General features: G+C 63.7%; 15 protein-coding genes. 9 read left to right on the top strand and 6 right to left on the bottom strand.

The window, feature by feature from the left end:
• Positions 1-64: 64 nt before the first annotated feature.
• Together QAZ47_RS08870 and QAZ47_RS08865 are read right to left on the bottom strand one after the other, a co-directional pair.
• On the bottom strand, positions 65-1,666 hold the full coding sequence (locus QAZ47_RS08870) for an inorganic phosphate transporter (RefSeq protein WP_278232973.1): 1,602 nt from the start codon (positions 1,664-1,666) through the stop codon (positions 65-67).
• A gap of 91 nt (positions 1,667-1,757) precedes the next feature.
• A complete protein-coding gene (locus tag QAZ47_RS08865; protein ID WP_278206344.1) occupies positions 1,758-2,291 on the bottom strand; it encodes a TetR family transcriptional regulator in 534 nt (177 codons plus the stop codon).
• A gap of 148 nt (positions 2,292-2,439) precedes the next feature.
• Between QAZ47_RS08865 and QAZ47_RS08860 the strand changes: the two genes are divergently transcribed.
• The gene (locus QAZ47_RS08860) at positions 2,440-3,741 is read left to right on the top strand and encodes an efflux RND transporter periplasmic adaptor subunit (protein ID WP_278232972.1); all 1,302 of its coding nucleotides are present in this window, start codon (positions 2,440-2,442) and stop codon (positions 3,739-3,741) included.
• Complete coding sequence (locus QAZ47_RS08855) at positions 3,738-6,821, top strand: efflux RND transporter permease subunit (protein ID WP_278232971.1); 3,084 nt, start codon at positions 3,738-3,740, stop codon at positions 6,819-6,821. The genes QAZ47_RS08860 and QAZ47_RS08855 overlap by 4 nt, the downstream gene beginning before the upstream one ends.
• Positions 6,822-6,983: 162 nt before the next feature.
• Here the strand turns inward: QAZ47_RS08855 and QAZ47_RS08850 are convergent, their stop codons facing one another.
• Positions 6,984-7,436: a L,D-transpeptidase gene (locus tag QAZ47_RS08850; RefSeq protein WP_278073572.1), complete on the bottom strand. Its 453-nt coding sequence runs from the start codon at positions 7,434-7,436 to the stop codon at positions 6,984-6,986.
• A gap of 337 nt (positions 7,437-7,773) precedes the next feature.
• On the opposite strand from QAZ47_RS08850, the gene QAZ47_RS08845 reads away from it, so the two are divergent.
• Both QAZ47_RS08845 and QAZ47_RS08840 read left to right on the top strand, forming a co-directional pair.
• The gene (locus QAZ47_RS08845; protein ID WP_278206340.1) at positions 7,774-8,106 is read left to right on the top strand and encodes a hypothetical protein; all 333 of its coding nucleotides are present in this window, start codon (positions 7,774-7,776) and stop codon (positions 8,104-8,106) included.
• 34 nt (positions 8,107-8,140) lie between these two features.
• Positions 8,141-8,305, top strand: a complete 165-nt coding sequence (locus QAZ47_RS08840) for a hypothetical protein (protein ID WP_278206339.1) — start codon at positions 8,141-8,143, stop codon at positions 8,303-8,305.
• Positions 8,306-8,391: 86 nt separating this feature from the next.
• On the opposite strand, the gene QAZ47_RS08835 is transcribed toward QAZ47_RS08840, so the two are convergent.
• Positions 8,392-9,078, bottom strand: coding sequence for a response regulator transcription factor (locus QAZ47_RS08835; protein ID WP_278206338.1), 687 nt, complete (start codon positions 9,076-9,078; stop codon positions 8,392-8,394).
• 94 nt (positions 9,079-9,172) lie between these two features.
• On the opposite strand from QAZ47_RS08835, the gene QAZ47_RS08830 reads away from it, so the two are divergent.
• Both QAZ47_RS08830 and QAZ47_RS08825 read left to right on the top strand, forming a co-directional pair.
• Positions 9,173-9,901 carry a response regulator transcription factor gene (locus tag QAZ47_RS08830; protein ID WP_278232970.1) on the top strand — a complete coding sequence of 243 codons (729 nt, stop codon included), beginning with the start codon at positions 9,173-9,175 and terminating at the stop codon, positions 9,899-9,901.
• 146 nt (positions 9,902-10,047) lie between these two features.
• Positions 10,048-12,147: a hybrid sensor histidine kinase/response regulator gene (locus tag QAZ47_RS08825; RefSeq protein WP_278232969.1), complete on the top strand. Its 2,100-nt coding sequence runs from the start codon at positions 10,048-10,050 to the stop codon at positions 12,145-12,147.
• 236 nt (positions 12,148-12,383) lie between these two features.
• On the opposite strand, the gene QAZ47_RS08820 is transcribed toward QAZ47_RS08825, so the two are convergent.
• Positions 12,384-12,794 (bottom strand): hypothetical protein, encoded by a 411-nt coding sequence (locus tag QAZ47_RS08820; protein ID WP_278206335.1) that lies wholly within the window; start codon positions 12,792-12,794, stop codon positions 12,384-12,386.
• Positions 12,795-13,267: 473 nt separating this feature from the next.
• Here QAZ47_RS08820 and QAZ47_RS08815 point away from each other — a divergent pair, with 473 nt between their 5' ends.
• Entirely contained in the window at positions 13,268-14,470 is a 1,203-nt protein-coding gene (locus tag QAZ47_RS08815) for an aromatic ring-hydroxylating dioxygenase subunit alpha (RefSeq protein ID WP_278232968.1), read from the top strand.
• A 233-nt stretch (positions 14,471-14,703) separates the two neighbouring features.
• Here QAZ47_RS08815 and QAZ47_RS08810 read toward each other — a convergent pair whose 3' ends face one another.
• A complete protein-coding gene (locus QAZ47_RS08810; RefSeq protein ID WP_278232967.1) occupies positions 14,704-16,122 on the bottom strand; it encodes an aminotransferase in 1,419 nt (472 codons plus the stop codon).
• 291 nt (positions 16,123-16,413) lie between these two features.
• On the opposite strand from QAZ47_RS08810, the gene QAZ47_RS08805 reads away from it, so the two are divergent.
• Together QAZ47_RS08805 and QAZ47_RS08800 are read left to right on the top strand one after the other, a co-directional pair.
• The gene (locus tag QAZ47_RS08805; protein WP_278232966.1) at positions 16,414-17,331 is read left to right on the top strand and encodes an ABC transporter permease; all 918 of its coding nucleotides are present in this window, start codon (positions 16,414-16,416) and stop codon (positions 17,329-17,331) included.
• Positions 17,328-18,149 (top strand): ABC transporter permease, encoded by an 822-nt coding sequence (locus QAZ47_RS08800; RefSeq protein WP_278232965.1) that lies wholly within the window; start codon positions 17,328-17,330, stop codon positions 18,147-18,149. Before QAZ47_RS08805 ends, QAZ47_RS08800 begins: the two co-directional genes overlap by 4 nt.
• Positions 18,150-18,168 lie beyond the last annotated feature (19 nt).

Raw genomic sequence — 18,168 nt, 5'->3', positions numbered from 1 at the left:
GTGGACATGCCCGAAACTTCGGCGGCGCCGCAAACGGCGCCGCCTCTGATTTTCCGCTCGAACGCTAGAACACCTGGCGGAAGAGCACGAAGAGCACGAAAGACAGCGCGATCGAGCAGGGCAGCGTCAGCACCCAGGCAAGCAAAAGGTTGCGCACGGTCGCCCACTGCAGGCCGGAGCCGTTCGCCGCCATCGTGCCGGCAACGCCGGACGACAGGACGTGGGTGGTCGACACCGGCAGGCCGAGACGGTCGGCCGCGCCGATCGTGATCATCGCGACCAGTTCGGCGGCGGCGCCCTGGCCGTAGGTCAGGTGGCTCTTGCCGATCTTCTCGCCGACGGTGACGACGATGCGCTTCCAGCCGACCATGGTGCCGAGGCCGAGCGCCAGAGCCACGGCGATCTTGACCCAGAGCGGGATGAACTTCGTCGCGTTGTCGACCGCCTTGTGATAGTCCGTCACCGCCTTCAGGTCGGCATCCTGCATCGGCAGCAGCTTCTTCTTGTCGATCAGCTTCAGCGCTTCGCCGATCAGATAGATGTCGTTGCGGGCGTTGCTGACCAGGTCCGTCGGCACCTTGTCTACCGTGGCGTAAGGCTGCAGCCCGGCCGTCGTGTTGTGGATGTAGCTCTGCAGCGCGACAGTCGTCTGGTCGTTCCAGGTCTTCGAGCGCACGGCCTCCTGAACCGCGGCCTTGGCATCGGCGACGGTGACGCCCGGCTTTGCATACTTGCCCAGCGCCTGCTCGACGGAGGCCGAAGCCGACTTGTACGCCTCGAGATAGTTGATGTCCGGCGTGCGGTTGAGCGCATAGGCGGTCGGCACCACGCCGATCAGGATCAGCATGATCAGGCCCATGCCCTTCTGGCCGTCATTCGAGCCATGCGCGAAGCTGACGCCGGTGCAGGTGAAGATCAGCAGCGCGCGGATCCACCACGGCGGCGGCGTCTTGCCTTTCGGCGCCTCATAGAGCGCCGGATTGCGCACGAGAAACTTCATCACATAAAGCAGGGCCGCGGCAGCGAAGAAGCCGACGAGCGGCGAAACCAGCAGCGACATGCCGACATTGGTCGCCTGCCCCCACTCGACGCCGCTGGTGGCGCTTCCGGCCGGCGCCATGAACTGGTTGGCGAGGCCGACGCCGATGATCGAGCCGACCATGGTATGCGAGCTGGACGCCGGCAGACCGAGGAACCAGGTGCCCAGATTCCACAGGATGGCCGCGACCAGCAACGCGAACACCATGGCGAAGCCGGAAGACGAGCCGACCTGCAGGATCAACTCGACCGGCAACAGCGACAGGATGCCGAAGGCCACGGCGCCGCTCGAGGTCAAGACGCCCAGGAAGTTGAACACGCCCGACCACATGACGGCGAATTCCGCCGGCAGCGAGCGCGTGTAGATAACGGTCGCCACCGCATTGGCGGTGTCGTGGAAGCCGTTGACGAACTCGAAGCCCAGCGCAATCAGGAGCGCGATGCCGAGCAGGATCCACGGCACCGTCTTGGCGATCGCCAGATCCTGGCTCAGCGCATAGCCGACATAGATCAGCCCGACCAGGACCAGCACGCCGAATGCCGGCAGGAACCACTTCGCGCTGCTCGATTGCTCCAGCGGATGATCCGGTCTCGGAATCCCCGCCTCACTGGAAACCACGTCCACCATTGTCCCACTCCATTTGCATTGCAGCAAAGAACCGGGAAGAACGCTATGTCCCCAGGATGAAGCTGGTGTGACGCTCTTAACCGTCTGGTGACTATCCGGCTATGTTCAGGAGCGCCGCCACCAGAAGCTTGTGCTCATCCTCGGTAAGCACATCGGAATCGAAGAGATTCATGCTGCGCAGTCCTTCGATGGCGAGGAAACAGACCAGCAGCGAGCCGAGGTCGTCCGTTTCGCCTTTCAGCCTTTCGAAAAGCTGCCGCTTGAACGCCTTTATCGGCGTCAGGAAATCCGGATCCTCCGCGATCGCGGAAAACATCCAGGAAGCCGAAGGCTTTGGCTTCTCGCAATCATCGGCCGAGAGCCGTATGTAGGCCGCGAGCACGCTCTCGTCGCTGGCCTCGGCCACGCGTTCTTCGAGCGCTTGTTCGAAAGCATTGAGGTAGTTCTCGACCAGCCCCTGCATCAGCTTGGCCTTGGTCGGGAAATTGTAGAGCAGGCCGCCCTTGGAGACACCGGCGCGGCTGGCAACGGCGTCGAGCGACAGGCTTCCGGGACCCGCCTCGCGCGCCACGTCGGCGGCGGCGGCCAATATTCTGTCGCGCGAGTTTGCCCTGCGAGCCTTCATCACGCCTTCCCTTACATTAGCTTGTGCAGAATTGACAAGACCGTCCAGACGGTACAGTAAGGCGCCGCCATTTGAAATCGGGATGCGTCATCGATATGTGTCCCGGCATCGATTGTTTTGCCGGTTGCCGGCTTGAGGGGGACTGTCCGTGAAGCGCTTCTTCATCATCACCGGAATCCTGCTGCTGCTTGTCGTGGCGTGCGTGGGAATCGTCGGTTTCAACCTGTTTCGCGACAATGCGATCAAGCAGTTTTTCGCCACCATGAAGCCGCCGGCCGCGACCGTCTCGACCGTCGTGGTGAAGCCGTCGGACTGGACGCCCGGCGTCGAGGCGATCGGCACCGTCAACGCCGTGCGCGGCGTCGACCTGACCGTCGAGACGGCCGGCATCGTCAAGGACATCCTCTTCCACGCCAACCAGAAGGTCGCGGCCGACGCCGTGCTGCTGCAGCTCGACGACGCCGTCGAGAAGGCCGATCTGGTGGCGCAGAAGGCGCAGGCCGCCTCCGACCAGGCGGCGTTGACCCGCGCGCTCGAATTGCAGCGGCGCGGCGTCGGCACCGACGCGACGCTCGATGCCGCGCGCGCGGCGGCGGACGCTTCGGCCGCGCAGGTGAACAAGCTGCAGGCCGTGCTCGACCAGAAGCAATTGGCCGCCCCCTTCAACGGAACGGTCGGCATTCCGAGGATCGACATCGGCCAATATCTGGCCCCAGGCAACTCGGTGGTGACCCTCCAGGATCTGGACACGATGCGGGTCGACTTCACCGTGCCCGAGCAGCAGCTCCCATTGCTGAAGATCGGCCAGACGGTGCGGATCGGCGGCAGCGTGGCCGACATGCCCTTTGCCGGCTCCATTCGCGGCATCGATCCCAAGATCGACCCGGCGAGCCGGCTGGTGTCGATCCGCGGCGAGGTTGCCAATCCGGAGGGCAAGCTGACGCCTGGCCAGTTCGTGCAGATCCGCGTCGAGCTGCCGGAGGAAAGCAACGTCATCTCGGTGCCGCAGACGGCAGTGACGTCAAGCCTGTACGGCGACTTTGTTTTCGTCGTCGTGCCGGCGAAGCCTGCTGACGGCGGCGCTGGCGCGCCGGCGAAACCGGAACAGCAGAAAGCCGGCGCGCAGAAGCCTGCCGGCGATGCCGCCAAGCCGCAAGCCGATGCCTCCAAGCCGGCCTCCGATGCGGCAAAGCCCGCCGACAACGCCGCAAAACCGGCTGACAACGCCCAGAAGCCGGCCGAAGCCGGGCAGCAGCCGGCGCTCGTTCTGTCGCAGGTGTTCGTCAAGCTCGGCCGCCGCAACAACGGCATGGTCGAGATCGTCGAGGGCCTGAAGGCCGGCGACCAGGTCGTCACCGCCGGCCAGAACCGGCTCTTCAACGGCATGCCCGTTGCCGTCGACAACACCATCGATCCCAGCAAATCGGCGAACAAAGAGGTTCAGCAATGAGCTTCTCCGATATCTTCATTCGCCGCCCCGTCCTCTCGACGGTGCTGGCCTGCATGATCCTGCTCCTGGGTTTCCAGGCCATCTTCAACCTGTCGATCCGCCAATATCCGAAGGTGGACGAGACGGCGATCACCATCACCACGGCCTACCCGGGGGCGAGCGCCGACCTGATCCAGGGCTTCATCTCCGCGCCGATCGCGCGTGCCGTCGCCTCGACCGAGAACATCGACTACGTGACCTCGTCGAGCCGGCCGTCTTCCAGCACCGTGACCGTGCAGATGAAGCTCGGCTCCAATCCCGACGTCGCGCTGACCGAGGTGCTTTCCAAGGTTCAGGGCGTGCGCGGCACCCTGCCGGATGCCGCCAAGGACCCCGTGATCGTCAAGGGCACCGGCCAGCAGTTCGCGATGATGTATATCTCGATGCAGAATCCGAACATGACCAAGGAGCAGCTCACCGAGTATATCGAGCGCGTCATTCGGCCTCGCATTTCGACGGTGGAAGGCGTCGCCGACGTGCAGATCTTCGGCGCCGAGGAATATTCCATGCGCGTCTGGATCGATCCGATCAGGCTTGCCGCCCGCAGCGCCACCGCCGCCGACGTGCTGACCGCGATCAACAACTCCAACTTCCTGTCCGCGCCCGGCAACACCCAGAACGAGTATGTGGTCTCCTCGATCACCGTGCATTCGACCTTGCAGACGCCGGAGGCGTTCTCGCAGCTCCCGATCCGCTCGACCGACGGTCAGGTCGTGCGCCTGCGCGACGTGGCGCGCGTCGAACTCGGCGCCGCAAGCACCGACACCAGGGTGAGCTTCAACGGCAAGCCCGGCACCTTCCTGGCCATCTTCCCGACGCCGGCGGCCAACCCGTTGACGACCGCGGCGGCGGTCACCAAGCTCGTGCCGCAGATCCAGGAGACGCTGCCGAAAGGTATGACGATCGAGGTCGTCTACGACGCCACCGAGCAGATCAGCGCCTCGATCGAAGAGGTGTTCAAGACCATCGGCGAGGCGGTCGCCATCGTCATCGTGGTCATCCTCCTGTTCCTTGGCTCGTTCCGCTCGGTGATGATGCCGATCGTCACCATCCCGCTGTCGCTGATCGGCGTTTGCTTCATCCTTTTTTCGGTCGGCTACTCGATCAACCTCTTGTCGCTGCTCGCCATGGTGCTGGCGATCGGCCTCGTCGTCGACGACGCCATCGTGGTGGTGGAAAACATCCATCGCCACATGGAAGAGGAACACATGTCGCCCATGCAGGCGGCCTTCAACGGCATGCGCGAAATCTTCTCGGCAATCATCGCCATGACCATCACGCTGGCCGCCGTGTTCGCGCCGCTTGCCTTCACCGGCGGCCTGACCGGCGCACTGTTTCGCGAATTCGCGGTCACGCTTGCCGGCTCGGTGGTGCTGTCCGGCCTGATTGCGGTGACCATCACGCCGATGATGTCGGCGCGGCTCCTGAAGGCGGGCGCGCACGGCCGCTTCCAGCGCATCGTCGACGGCACATTCGGCCGGGTCGAGCGCGTCTATGAGCGCGCGGTCTCCGCCTCGCTCAGAAACCGGCCAGTGACGCTGATCATCGTCGTGGCGCTGGTCGCGCTCACCGGCTTCATGTTCACCAAGACCTCCACCGAGTTGGCGCCGGAAGAAGACCAGGGCTTCCTGCTCTCGTTGGTGACGGCGCCGCGCTATGCGACCTCGGACTACACCGAGACCTACGTCAACCAGATACTCGGCCTCGTGAAGGACATTCCGGAGACCAGGGCGCAGTTCTCGGCCGTCGCCTTCGGGGGCCAGACCAACAGCGCCTTCGTCGGCTTCGCCTTCAAGGATTGGGCCGACCGCAAGCGCAGTTCGAAAGAGCTGCAGGCCGACATTACCGGCCGGCTCGCCAAGGTGGCAGGCGTCCAGGCCTTCGTTTTCGCGCCGCCGACGCTGCCGGGCTCCGGCGGTGGCTTGCCTATCTCCATGGTGGTGCGCTCGACCGGCGATCCCTCCGAGGTCTTCGACGAGGCCGAGAAGATCAAGAACAAGGCGCAGGCTTCCGGTCGCTTCATCGTCGTGCAGAACTCGATGGCCTATGACGCGCCGCAGGTGACCGTGACCATCGACCGTGAGCGCGCGGCGGCGTTGAACCTGCCGATCGCCGATATCGGCAGCACGCTGACCCTTTTGGTCGGCGGCGCCGAGGTGGCGCAGTTCGACCGCGACTCCAACAGCTACGACATCATCCCGCAGGTGCCGCAGGAGTTCCGCGACAATCCGGACAAGCTAGGCGAATATTTCGTGCGCAGTGTCGACGGCAAGATGGTGCCGCTGTCTGCGGTGGTGAGGATCTCGACCAACGCCTCGCCGGCGGCGATCGAGCAATTCAACCAGTTGAATTCAGCGACGATCACGGCCCTGCCGCTGCCCGGTGTGACCACCGGCGACGGGCTGAAGGTGCTGGAGGACCTTGCCAGGGAAACGCTGCCCGACACCTTCTTCGTCGACTATTCCGGGCAGTCGCGGCAGGAAAAGGAACAGGGTAACACCATCCTGATCGCCTTCGCGGCCGCCGTGATCGTCATCTATCTGGTGCTGGCCGCGCAATTCGAGAGCTTCCGCGATCCACTGATCATCATGATGGCTGTGCCACTCTCGATCTTCGGCGCGATCGTTCCGCTCAACATCGGGCTGGGTACACTCAACATATACACGCAGGTCGGGCTGATCACGCTGATCGGCCTCATCACCAAGCACGGCATCCTTCTTGTGGAATTCGCCAACCAGCAGCGCGAGATCCACGGCATGCGGCGGCGCGATGCCATCATCGCCTCGGCCAAGGTGCGCCTGCGACCGATCCTGATGACGACGGCGGCGATGGCGCTCGGTGTCGTGCCGCTGATCATCTCCAGCGGCGCCGGCGCCGCGGCCCGCTACTCGATGGGTCTCGTCATCTTCACCGGCATCCTGGTCGGCACCATGTTCACGCTGTTCGTCGTGCCGATGTTCTACACCTTCATCGCCAGCAAGGATCTGCCGCATCTCGCCGAGAAGCCGGATCCGAAGCTGATGCCGGCGCTCCCAACTTAACTCCAATATGGAAAGAGGCCGGAAAAATTCCGGCCTCTTTTTTGGCGGTTGCCTCACGGCTTCGGCGCCAGAGCAATTCCGGAAAAAGTGTGGAACAGCCTTCCGGGAATTGCGCCAAACCAGCCCGAAGGCGGCAACCCGCCTGCTACTTGATCCAGCCCGTCACTTGACGATGACGATGCTGGTGTTGGCGGGGCCGAAGGCCTCGACGAGCTGATAGAAATCGGCCGCGGCATCGGGATGCAGGCGCACGCAACCATGCGAGGCAGGCCGGCCGAGGCGGTTGATGGCGTAGGTCGCATGCACGGCATAGCCGCCGCTGAAGAACACCGAATGCGGCATCGGCGCGTTGTCGTACTTTTTCGAGTACCACATCTCGTGCAGGCGGGTCGGCTTGAATGACCCCGTCGGCGTGACATGCGCTCTGTCGCCGGTCGAGACTTTCCAGGCGAAGGTCGGGCGGCCGTCGACCATCACTTCCATGGTCTGCTGCGACAGCGAAACCCGGGCGACGATCTGGTTGGCATGAGCGACGTTGCCGCCGAAAAGCAGTGCCGCGCCAGTGAGCGCGGCGGCGGTGATGTTGATGAGCTTGGCTGAAATGGCGGTATGCATGACGATCCCTCTCTCTGTCCGGTCTGGCCGGCTTCAATTTCGATCGCCGTCTTATCGAGGGCACCTGTTTCAAACCTATTTCGCTTGACGCTCGTTTCTGTTTCGAATCTGTTTCTGCAAGTTAACGGCTCCGACCGAAGGAACCTGCCCCTGGCGTGCGGGATGGTTAACGGCAAGACAGGGAAAACAGGCAAGCGAAAGCGCATATGACCTTGATACGAAAGCCATTTCCCCGGTTTCGAAACCAATCTGCAACAAAACGCGGCTCGCGCGGCATGATGCGGATACAGGAGGGCGGCAAGTTTGACGCAACGGGAACAGACATCAGCAAACGAAAATGGGCAGGAAATCGAAACTACGCCCCTGGCTTCTCAGGATTAGCGTCGCGGCCGTCATCCTCGGTGGCGCCGGCTCGGTCGCCGGCAACCCTGTGGCAACGCTCGGCGCCATGAATTCAGGCGAGATTTCGACGCTGCACACTGCACTGTTCATCGCCACGGTCTGGATTGTTTCCAGCCTGCGCATCAACCGGCTGAGGGCCCTCTGGCGGGTCGGCCTTCGGCTGATGAGGATGCGCGGCCCCTCCGGCTACTTGCTGCCGAGAGGACCGAAGGCCCGCGCCGCAGCGGGGGGCTCCGTCAGCGGCGCGGGCGCTTCGGGAGTTTCCTGAAGTATCGACGACTTAGCGAATTGGGGATTGAGCGATGAAGACGAAATTTGCCGCCTCGGTGCTGTCCGCGCTGCTTTATGCACAAGGGCTGCTTGGCTTTGCTGCGCTTGCAACGGTGCTGCTCAAGGAGCGCGCCCATGCCCAGATCACCGTCGCCGCCGACGCGCCGTCAGGCCCCTCGGTCCTCGTGGTCCGTTAAGCATCGAGCATCGTCGGGCCCGAAAGTGAAGATCGGTTTTGGGAAATCCGATGCAAGAGCGAGGAAAAGACCTGCTGGCTATCGCCTCAGTCGGTGCGCGGCGTCGGCGGATCGAACCGATAGCCGGCGCCCCTGATCGTGGTGATGGTCTCGGTATCGAGCTTGCGGCGCAGCCTCACGATGCGCGAATCGATCGAGCGGTCGAAAGCATCGGCATTCTCGGCGGGCGCGGCGGCGATGATGTCGTCGCGCGTCAGCACCTTGCGCGGGCTCGCCAGAAACAGTCTCAGCAGCGCCACCTGCCCCGGCGACAGCTGATCCTCGGCGCCGGAGCGATGCATCACCATCGCCGACCTCAGATCGACGGTGGCGTTCTCCAGCACGATCAGTTCCTGGGTGTTGCGGCCGCGCCGCGTCAGCAGGCCGCCGATGCGCGCTGCGAGCTCGCGCACGTTGAGGGGGCTTTCCACCACGTCTGCGGCGCCGAGCTCCAGCGCCAGCACCTTGTCGACGAGATCGGCCGGCCGGCAGATCAGGATGAAGTCGGAGCCGCCTTCGCCGCCATAGCGCTTGAGCAGCTCGCGCCCCTCCGCCTGGCTCACATCGTCTCCGACGACCACGACGTCGATGCCCCCTGCCGAAAGCAGCGACTCCGCCTCCCAGGGCTGGCGCGCTTGGCGCACATCGTGCCCGCGCCGGTCGAGATGGTCGGCAAGGTCGCCGGCCACCACCTCCGCAACGGATACGAGCGCGACGACGGACCGTGCTGCCATTTTTCTCCACCTCGCCACAGACAACTCGAGATGAGCGCTGGACATCATGTTTATACCCAATCTACTTTCCGCTGAAAGCGGGAGCGAGACCATTGTGAAGGCGCGCATCATCGTCGTCGAGGACGAGCCGGACCTGAGGGAGGCGGTTGCCGAGTATCTCGGCGCCAGCGGCTATGACGTCGACACGGCCGAGAATGCCGCCGAGGCGCGCAGCCTGATCGAGGCGCAGTCCTTCCATCTCGCCATACTCGACATCGCCATGCCCGGCGAGGACGGACTGTCGCTCGGCCGCTGGCTGCGCTCCAAGACCCAGATCGGCATCATCTATGCCACCGCGGCCGGCACCGCGCTCGACCGCATCGTCGGGCTGGAGCTCGGCGCCGACGACTACATCGTCAAGCCCTATGAGTTGCGCGAGGTGCTGGCGAGGGTCCGCAGCGTGCTTCGCCGCGTGCCGCAGCCGGCGGCACCTCAGGCCGCGAAGGCCGAGACCGGCACACGCCGCTTCATGAATTTCGGTGGCTTCCAGGCCGATTTCGACGGCCGGCTCGTCACCGGCGCCAACGGCGTGGTCATCGAGATGGCCAAGAGCGAATTCGATGTGCTGGAGGTTTTCCTCACCCGCGCCAACCGCCTTTTGACGCGGGCGGCGATCTCGGAAGCGATCGGCTTCGTGGAAGACCCCGAATCGTCGCGCGCGGTCGACATCCGCATCATGCGTCTCAGGAAAAAGATCGAGGCGGACCCCGCCAATCCGAAATTCCTGCGCACGGTGCGCGGCGAAGGCTATATCTTCTCGCTGCCGACCAGCGACAGCAACTGACTCCGGCGCCGCGCATCCTTTCGGATACGCGATAGACGCTGTAGCATTCCATCCAGCGCATGTTCCTCGGAAACCGTGACCGATTTTCGTGGCTTGTGTGCTGGATTTCATGGTTTACCGATATCGCCCGGGGATGACGTTCGACGATGACAGTTGAGGCCGCACGGATGGACATGCACGGCTCCCGTCAGGGCGCCGCGATGGCGGCCGTCCATGTCGTTCGCCGCTTGCGCGAGGCGGGCGACTGGCAGCGCGAGATGGACGGCATACTGGAGACGCTGTGCCGCTCGATGGATTGCCAACGCGGCATTCTTTTTCGTCTGCGCGAGCTCCCGGGCCAGGGCTTTGCGCAGTCCGTTTCAGCCTACTGGATCGACCCCGCCTTCGGCGGCGAGCTCGCATCGCCCACGGTGATCATGCAGTCGATCATCAACTCGGATCCGCTGCTGGAGCGGCTGCAGGAAGACGAGCGCCAGGGCAAGGTCTTTGCCGGCCACACGCGCAACCTCGAGGGTTTCCTGCGGGCCGATTTCGAGAAGCAGAGCATAAAATCCTTCATTTCCGTATCCGTCTTCGCCCACGGCCATCTTTGGGGCACGCTCGCCGTCAACGACTGCGTCGCCGAGCGCGAATGGACCGACGAGGAAGAGGCGACGCTGCACATCATCGCGCTCGCCATCGGTGATGCCATCGAGCACTCGCCTTCGGAGGCCCACGCCAGCGAGGTCATCCGCCGCACCATGCTGCAAGCCTCGCTCGACGCCATCATCGTCATCGACGAGGCGGGCTCGATCATCGAGTTCAATCCCGCCGCCGAGAAGATGTTCGGCTTCCGACGCAGCGACATCCTCGGCAAGGACCTGCTCGACACCATCGTGCCGATCTACTACCGCAAGGGCTATGCCTCGGGTGCCGACTACATGGCCGGCCGCGGCGCGCCGATGGTCAACCAGCGGCTGGAGACCGTGACCCAGAACGCGGCCGGCGAGATCTTTCCGATCGAGCTGACCGCGACGGAGATGCGGGTCGCCGACCGCCGGCTGATCTTCGGCTCGATCCGCGACCTGCGCGAAAAGCTGCGCGCCGAGGAAGAGATCAACCGCCAGCGCGAGAAGCTGCATCAGAACGAGAAGATGGCGGCGATGGGCTCGCTGCTCGCCGGCGTCTCGCACGAGCTCAACAATCCGCTCGCCGTGGTGGTGGCGCAATCGACGCTGCTGCATGAATTCGCTGCCGATCCGCAGACCAAGGTGCGCGCCGAGAAGGTGCGCGCCGCCGCCGAGCGCTGCGGCCGCATCGTCAAGAGCTTCCTGTCGATGGTGCGCCTGCATCCGACCGAGCAGGCCGAAACCGACCTCAACCAGGTGATGCGTGCGGCGCTTGAGGTCACCGCCTACGGCGCGCGCTCCAGCGGCATCATCATCGATACCGATTTTGCCAATGGTCCGCTGCTCGCCATGGCCGACGCCGACCATGTCACACAGGTCGCGGCCAATTTCCTCATCAACAGCCAGCACGCGCTGGCCGGCGTCACCGGCGAACGGCGCATCAAGGTGCGGACTTTCCGCAGCGACCGCGGGAACCCCGGCTTTTCGGTCGAGGACAACGGTCCAGGCATTCCCGAGGCGATCCGCTCGCGCATCTTCGAATCCTATTTCACCACCAAGCCGGTCGGCGTCGGCACCGGCATCGGTCTGTCGATCTCCAAGTCGATCGTCGAGCGCCACAACGGCAACATCTGGTTCGAGGAGGTTGAGCCGCACGGCGCGCGCTTCGTCGTGCAGCTGCCGGCGATCACCGGCGATGCCGCGAAAGCCGGCGAAGGCCCGGCGCGCTCCAGCGGGCTGCGCCATGCGCTGATCATCGACGACGAGCCCGACGTCGCCGCTTCGCTCTCCGACATACTGGAGCTGATGGGGGTGAAGTCGCGGATCGTCGCAAGCTGGAGGTCCGCCGGCGAGGTGCTGGGCGGGCACGTGTCGCCCGACATCGTCTTTTCGGACCTGCGCATGCCGGGCACCAGCGGCATATCGATCTACCGTGAATTGCTCGCCGAGCGGCCCGTGCTGGCCAAGCGCTTCGTGCTCGTCACCGGCGACATGATCGGCGCCAAGGCGGAAATCGAGTCCCAGCCGCCGCAGCAGCGTCCGCATATCCTGGAGAAACCGTTCTCGACACTCGACGTCCGCGGCATCCTATCGACCGTTGCCGAGGAGACAGCTGTCGATGACGGCGCCCATATCTGAACCAATAGCGCAAAAGAGGCGTGGCCTTCAGGTCGGCCTCACTCGAATATCGATAGGGCCGAAAAAAAGAGGCTCCCGACCGACTTCGCGGCGGGAGCCTGACTGGAGCGCTGGAGGGAGCGCTCAGGGGAGCTCTAGAGCAATTCCAGGAAAAGTGTGTAACGGTTTTCCGTCCGGAATTGCGTAAAAACAAATACTTAGAGCGGTTCGGCGATTCCGTGAAACGCTGAACCGCTCTAAAAGACGTTCGGCGTGTTGGTGAGCGGCTGGGCGTTGGCGATCATGCGCACCGCGCGGGCCTTGTGCTGGCCCGACTGCTCGGCGATGGCGCGCAGGCATTCGGCGTTCTCGGCGCCCCAGTTCTGGCCCTTGCAGGCAAAATCGATCGCCGGCTCCGGCAGGCGCGCGGTCTTGAGCGTCGTCGGCGCGCCCTCCACGACATTGGCCGGCGGGTTGAGCGAAGCGAAGGCCGGACCGGCTGCCGGAGCGGCCACCATGCTGATGAAAGCGCAGGCGCCGATCAGCATGAACATCGCCATCGGATGATCGCTGGCACGCTGGCGCAACGCCAGCTTCGGCCGGCGATCATTGCGCTCCGGGCCGTGCGCGCGTCGATTGGTGTCAGCGGTCTGGACTTTCGCAAACATCGGTTGCTCCCTTCGTTATCTTTCTTTTCCTTATGAAACGAACTTAAACGCGCCACGTAACAGGCGAATGGTCGACCGCGATTGCCTGTGTAACAGGATTGAAACAGGGATTTGGATCGCCACTCCTGTTTCCCTGCTTGCCGCCGGCTGAGGCCACCGCACTGGTTTGCGGACAAATGCGCCTGTCGGACGCCGGAAACTGTAAGCAACCTCACACAGCCGCCGAATTGGCATGATCGTTGTGACTATCGGATGCGCCAGACGTGCCGGAACGAAGCTCTTGCAACGCCCGAATCCGCGGCCGGAACCGCTGCTCTACATCCCTGGTTAAGGCTCGGATTTTCCGGGATTTTTCTGGCTCAAGCGGCGCCAACCCCGCCGCCACGGAATTTCCATATTCTCACAAACCATTGCATTTCAATGAAAAATATGCTTTTATTGAATGAGTATTCAACAAAAAGAAGAGCATTTTTATGAACCCGCATCTCCGTGACGTGGCGATCCCCAACGATTGGGACCGGCGGGGGTTACCGGGGTGGAGTTATCACTCCAATGCCCTTCTCGAGCTCGAGAAGGAATACGTCTTCCGCAATCATTGGCAGATCGCCGGCCACGTTTCCGACGTGCCGAACCCCGGCGATTATCTGACCATGGACGTCATCGGCGAGCGCGCGCTGATCGTGCGCGGCAAGGATGGCGTCGTGCGCGCCTTCAACAATATGTGCCGCCACCGCGGCAGCCGCGTCGTCGCCGACAGCCAGGGCACTTGCAAGAACGCGCTGGTCTGCCCGTTCCACGGCTGGGTCTACAATCTCGACGGCACCTTACGGGGCGCGGCACGGCCGCGCTCTTTCCCCGAGCTCGACAAGACCGAGTTCGGCCTGATGCCGCTCGACCTCGAAATCTGGATGGGCTTCATCTTTATCCGCTTCCGCAAGGGCGGCCCGCAGCCTTCGGTGGCCGAGCTCTTGAAGCCGATCGAGGCCGAGATCGCCAACTACCGCGTTGCCGACATGGTGCCGTCCTGGGGAATCTGGACGCAGAAATCGCCGGTCAACTGGAAGTCGGTGCGCGACGTCGACAATGAGGGCTACCACGTCGCCATGGCGCATCCGGCGCTGCAGGACCTCTATGGCGCGACCTATTTCGACGAGCCTTTCGTCAATGGCGTGTCGCGTTCCTTCGCCACTTACAACCCGCATGCCGGGCGGCGCTGGAGCGTCGGCCAATACGTCAAAATAGCGCCCGAGCCGACGCATCTGCCGGAGCACCTGCGCAAGGCCTGGATCTATTACGGCATCTTCCCCAACAATGCGCTGTCGATCATGCCGGAATCGGTGCAGTTCTATCAGGAGTTCCCGCTCTCAACCGGAGAAACGCTGCTGCGCGGCGCGGTCTATCGCTATCCGGACGAGACGCGAGAGCAGGCGGCGGCGCGCTACCTTGCTTATCGCATCGACCGCGACACGATGAACGAGGACGTGCAGCTTTCGGTGTGGTCGAACGAATCCATGCTGTCGGAAGCCTTCGAGGGTTTTTATCTCTCAGACCTCGAATATGGCGTGCGCACCCACCACGACCATCTGCGCAGGCAAGTTCCGGTGCTGAACCTGGAGACGGCGCCCGAGGAAAAGGACATGTGGGGACTGAATGACGCGCTGCGGTCGAGGGGATGAGGATTTTCGACGCTGGCGATTGGCGAAACCATCGATGAGAGCGCCCCTCTCCCCGTCACTATACGGGGAGAGGATGCCGGCAGGCAGGTGAGGGGCAGCGCCAGGCTTGCGAGGTTATCGTTTCAGACAGATGAGTGCGGCGGGCGGGTACTGCCAATCGCTAAACGTTAGCGCCGCCCCTCATCCGCCTGCCGGCACCTTCTCCCCGTATAGTGACGGGGAGAAGGGAGCTATCACCCCCGCCACACCCCTTCCTTCCTGAGATCATCCATCGTGCGCGAAATCCCCTCGCGCAGGATCGCGACCATGTCGTCAACCTGCTCACGGCTGATGATCAGCGGCGGCGACATCACGCACATGTTGATGAGCGGCCGCACCAAGAGGCCGAGCTCGTGGCAATGCGCGTCGATGCGTTTGCCGACATTCTTGTCGAGCTGCAGCGGGTCCTTGCTCTCGCGATCGGCGACGCATTCGACGCAGGCCATCAGGCCGACGCCGCGCACCTCGCCGACCAGCGCCAGCTCCTCCAGCGTCTTCAGGCGCGCCTGGAAGTAGGGCGCGATCTCGCGCGCATGCTGAAGCACGCCCTCTTCCAGCAGGTCGAGGTTCTTCAGCGCCACGGCGCAGCCGATCGGATGGCTGGTGTAGGTCAGGCCATGGCCGAACAGCGCGTCGGGATGATTGGAGCGGCGCAGCTGTTCCAAGAGCCGCTCGGAGATGATGACGCCGCCGAGCGGGAAATAGCCTGATGTCACGCCCTTGGCGAAGGTAATCATGTCCGGGTCGATGCCGAAGACGTCGCCCGAGGCAAAGACATGGCCGAGCCGGCCGAAACCTGTCACCACCTCATCCGAGACATAAAGGATGTCGTTTGCGCGGCAGATCTCGCGGATACGCTTGAGATAGCCGTCCGGCGGCACGATGACGCCGCCCGAGGCCTGTACCGGCTCGCCGACAAAGGCGCCGATGCGATCGGCGCCGACGCGCGCGACGGTGTCGCGGAACTGGTCGACCAGGAAGTCGGTGAAGGCGGCGATGCTCATCTCCTTTGGCCGCCGGAACGGATCGGGCGACGAAAGCTTGATCACCAGCTCGTCGGCGCCGTCCATCCAATCGCGGTCGCGCGGGCGGCCGTTGAGGGAGGCCGACAGATAGGTCGAGCCGTGATAGGCGCCGCCGCGGCTGAGGATGAGCTTCTTTTCCGGTCGGCCGCGCACATTGTTGTAGAACTGCATGAAGCGCAACGCCGTCTCCACCGCCGACGAGCCGCCGGTGGTGAAGAAGATATGGCTGAGATCGCCCGGAGCGGCATCCGCGATGCGCCGGGCAAGCTCGGCCGAGGGCGCATTCATCGTGTACCAGGGCGTGTTGTAGGAGAGCGTCATCGCCTGGTCGTACATCACCCTTGCCAGCTCCTCCCGGCGATGGCCGACATTGATGCACCACATGCCGGCCGGACCGTCGATCAGCCGCTTGCCGGAGGCGTCGGTGATGTAGATGCCGTCGCCCTCGCCGATCAGCGCCCGCGCCTCGGCGCCTACCGAGCCGGCATATGGCCAGGGCTGGACGAGATGGCGTTTGGCGAGTTCGACCGCGTCGTCATCGCCGGGCTCGATGAGCTCGCTTGCCTTGGTCTTGCTTTGAGCCGCCATGTTAGCCTCGCGTCGTCGGGTTGCGGAATGCTTCTTGGACACGGAACGAAGCGGGAAACCATGGAACTTCGGCTTTTTTTCACTTCATTTTGAATGTCCGTTCAATCAATATTGCAGAAATAGCGCTTGATTTCAATCGGCGGATGCGCTCATGATGAAAGAAAGCCGGCAAGCCAGCGAGCGATTGCTCGGGGCATAAAAATCGGGAACAGGCGTCGGCGCCGATCAATGGGAAGGCCGCATGGAGGGACAGTCCGAGCCAGCAACTGAAATCACGCCCGGAGCGCTGCAATGACGGTGGCCGCGGAAGGGTCGCCCCCGCTGCGCGAAGCGGGCGCCAGACGAAATCCCCTTCTGCAATCGGAAGCCGCTCAAGGCTTCGCGCTGATCAGCCCGACTTTCCTCTATGCGCTCATCCTCCTCGTCCTGCCGATCCTGGTCGTGATCGCCCATTCCTTCTGGACGCAGGACTACCTCACCATCGACCACACCTTCACGCTGGAGAACTACCGGATCGCGCTGACCGAGCCGATCTACCGCGACCTGCTTTGGCGCTCGCTCTACATCTCGCTGACGGTCAGCCTGCTCACCGTGGCCCTGGCCTATCCGATCGCCTATTTCATTTCCTTCCACGGCGGCCGCCACAAGAGCCTCTGGCTCTTCCTCATCACCATCCCGTTCTGGACGAGCTACCTTTTGCGCGTCATGTCGTGGAAGGTGATCCTCGGCTATAACGGCGTGCTCAATTCCGGCCTGATGGGCCTCGGCATCATCGACGAGCCGTCGACGGCGCTGCTCTACAATTCCAGCGCCGTCATCATCACGCTCACCCACGCCTGGGCGACCTTCGCCATCCTGCCGATCTTCGTGTCGCTGGAAAAGGTCGACCGTACGCTGGTCGAAGCGGCGACCGACCTCGGCGACGGGCCGCTGCGCTCCTTCCTGCGCGTGACGCTGCCGCTGTCGGCGCCCGGCGTCATCTCGGCCGCGCTTATCGTCATGATCCCGACCGTCGGCGACTACGTCACGCCGAAGCTGGTCGGCGGCAAGGACGGCGTGATGATCGCCAACGCCATCCAGGCGCAGTTCGGCAAGGCGTCGAACTGGCCGCTGGGTGCTGCCCTCTCCGTCACCACCATGGTCATCGTCTCGCTGATGGCCGGCGCCACGGTGCTGGTCATCCGCGCCCTGCAGAGGCTGGCGCGATGACGGCGATCAAACGTTTCCTGCCGGGCTGGCTGTCGAGCTACGCCGCCCTCTACATCCTCTTCCTCTACCTGCCGGTGATCTTCCTGCCGATCTTCTCGATCAACACCGCGGCGACGCCGAAATTCCCGCTCTCGGGCGTCACGCTTCATTGGTACGAGGACCTGCCGCGCACGCCGGCGCTGATCGATGCCACCTGGAACAGCCTGGCTGTCGGCGTCTCGGCCTCGATCTTGTCGACGGTGCTCGGCATCCTCGCCGCCCGCTCGATCACCCGCTACCGCTATCCCGGCCGCCGCACCATCAACGGGCTGATCATGGCGCCGCTGGTGCTGCCCGAGGTGATCGTCGCCATCTCGATGCTTTTGGTCATGCTGCAGCTCGGCCTCAGCCTGTCGCTGTTCACCGTCGTGCTCGGCCATGTGCTGGTCTGTATTCCTTATTCGATGACGGTGCTGACCTCAGGCTTCGAAGGCTTCGACCGCAGTCTCGAGGAGGCCTCCGCCGATCTCGGCGAGAGCGCCTTCGGTACCTTCCGGCGGGTGACGCTGCCGATGGTCGCGCCGGCGATCATCTCCAGCCTGCTCGTCTGCTTCACCATCTCGCTCGACGAGTTCATCATCGCCTTCTTCCTCACCGGCACCGAGGCGACGCTGCCGATCTACATCTGGGGTCAGCTGCGTTTCGCGGCCAAGTTGCCCGGCGTGCTGGCGCTCGGCACCTTGCTGCTCTTGGCGTCCTTCGTGCTGATGACGATCGCCGAAATCCTGCGCCGCCGCGCCGCCAGGCGCACCCAGAACGAGGGAGGCCTCTATGCTTGAGCGGGTCCAATCCGAACGC

The organism is Mesorhizobium sp. WSM4904, assembly GCF_029674545.1.
GTDB lineage: Bacteria > Pseudomonadota > Alphaproteobacteria > Rhizobiales > Rhizobiaceae > Mesorhizobium.
This window is presented reverse-complemented; position numbering and strand designations above follow the sequence as displayed.

Excerpts from the sequence above, each read along its gene's own strand:
- QAZ47_RS08845 (WP_278206340.1), top strand. The coding sequence starts at position 7,774 with ATGGGCAGGAAATCGAAACTACGCCCCTGGCTTCTCAGGATTAGCGTC.
- QAZ47_RS08835 (WP_278206338.1), bottom strand. The coding sequence starts at position 9,078 with ATGGCAGCACGGTCCGTCGTCGCGCTCGTATCCGTTGCGGAGGTGGTG.
- QAZ47_RS08815 (WP_278232968.1), top strand. The coding sequence starts at position 13,268 with ATGAACCCGCATCTCCGTGACGTGGCGATCCCCAACGATTGGGACCGG.
- QAZ47_RS08870 (WP_278232973.1), bottom strand. The coding sequence starts at position 1,666 with ATGGTGGACGTGGTTTCCAGTGAGGCGGGGATTCCGAGACCGGATCAT.
- QAZ47_RS08800 (WP_278232965.1), top strand. The coding sequence starts at position 17,328 with ATGACGGCGATCAAACGTTTCCTGCCGGGCTGGCTGTCGAGCTACGCC.
- QAZ47_RS08850 (WP_278073572.1), bottom strand. The coding sequence starts at position 7,436 with ATGCATACCGCCATTTCAGCCAAGCTCATCAACATCACCGCCGCCGCG.
- QAZ47_RS08805 (WP_278232966.1), top strand. The coding sequence starts at position 16,414 with ATGACGGTGGCCGCGGAAGGGTCGCCCCCGCTGCGCGAAGCGGGCGCC.
- QAZ47_RS08840 (WP_278206339.1), top strand. The coding sequence starts at position 8,141 with ATGAAGACGAAATTTGCCGCCTCGGTGCTGTCCGCGCTGCTTTATGCA.
- QAZ47_RS08825 (WP_278232969.1), top strand. The coding sequence starts at position 10,048 with ATGACAGTTGAGGCCGCACGGATGGACATGCACGGCTCCCGTCAGGGC.
- QAZ47_RS08820 (WP_278206335.1), bottom strand. The coding sequence starts at position 12,794 with ATGTTTGCGAAAGTCCAGACCGCTGACACCAATCGACGCGCGCACGGC.
- QAZ47_RS08865 (WP_278206344.1), bottom strand. The coding sequence starts at position 2,291 with ATGAAGGCTCGCAGGGCAAACTCGCGCGACAGAATATTGGCCGCCGCC.
- QAZ47_RS08855 (WP_278232971.1), top strand. The coding sequence starts at position 3,738 with ATGAGCTTCTCCGATATCTTCATTCGCCGCCCCGTCCTCTCGACGGTG.
- QAZ47_RS08810 (WP_278232967.1), bottom strand. The coding sequence starts at position 16,122 with ATGGCGGCTCAAAGCAAGACCAAGGCAAGCGAGCTCATCGAGCCCGGC.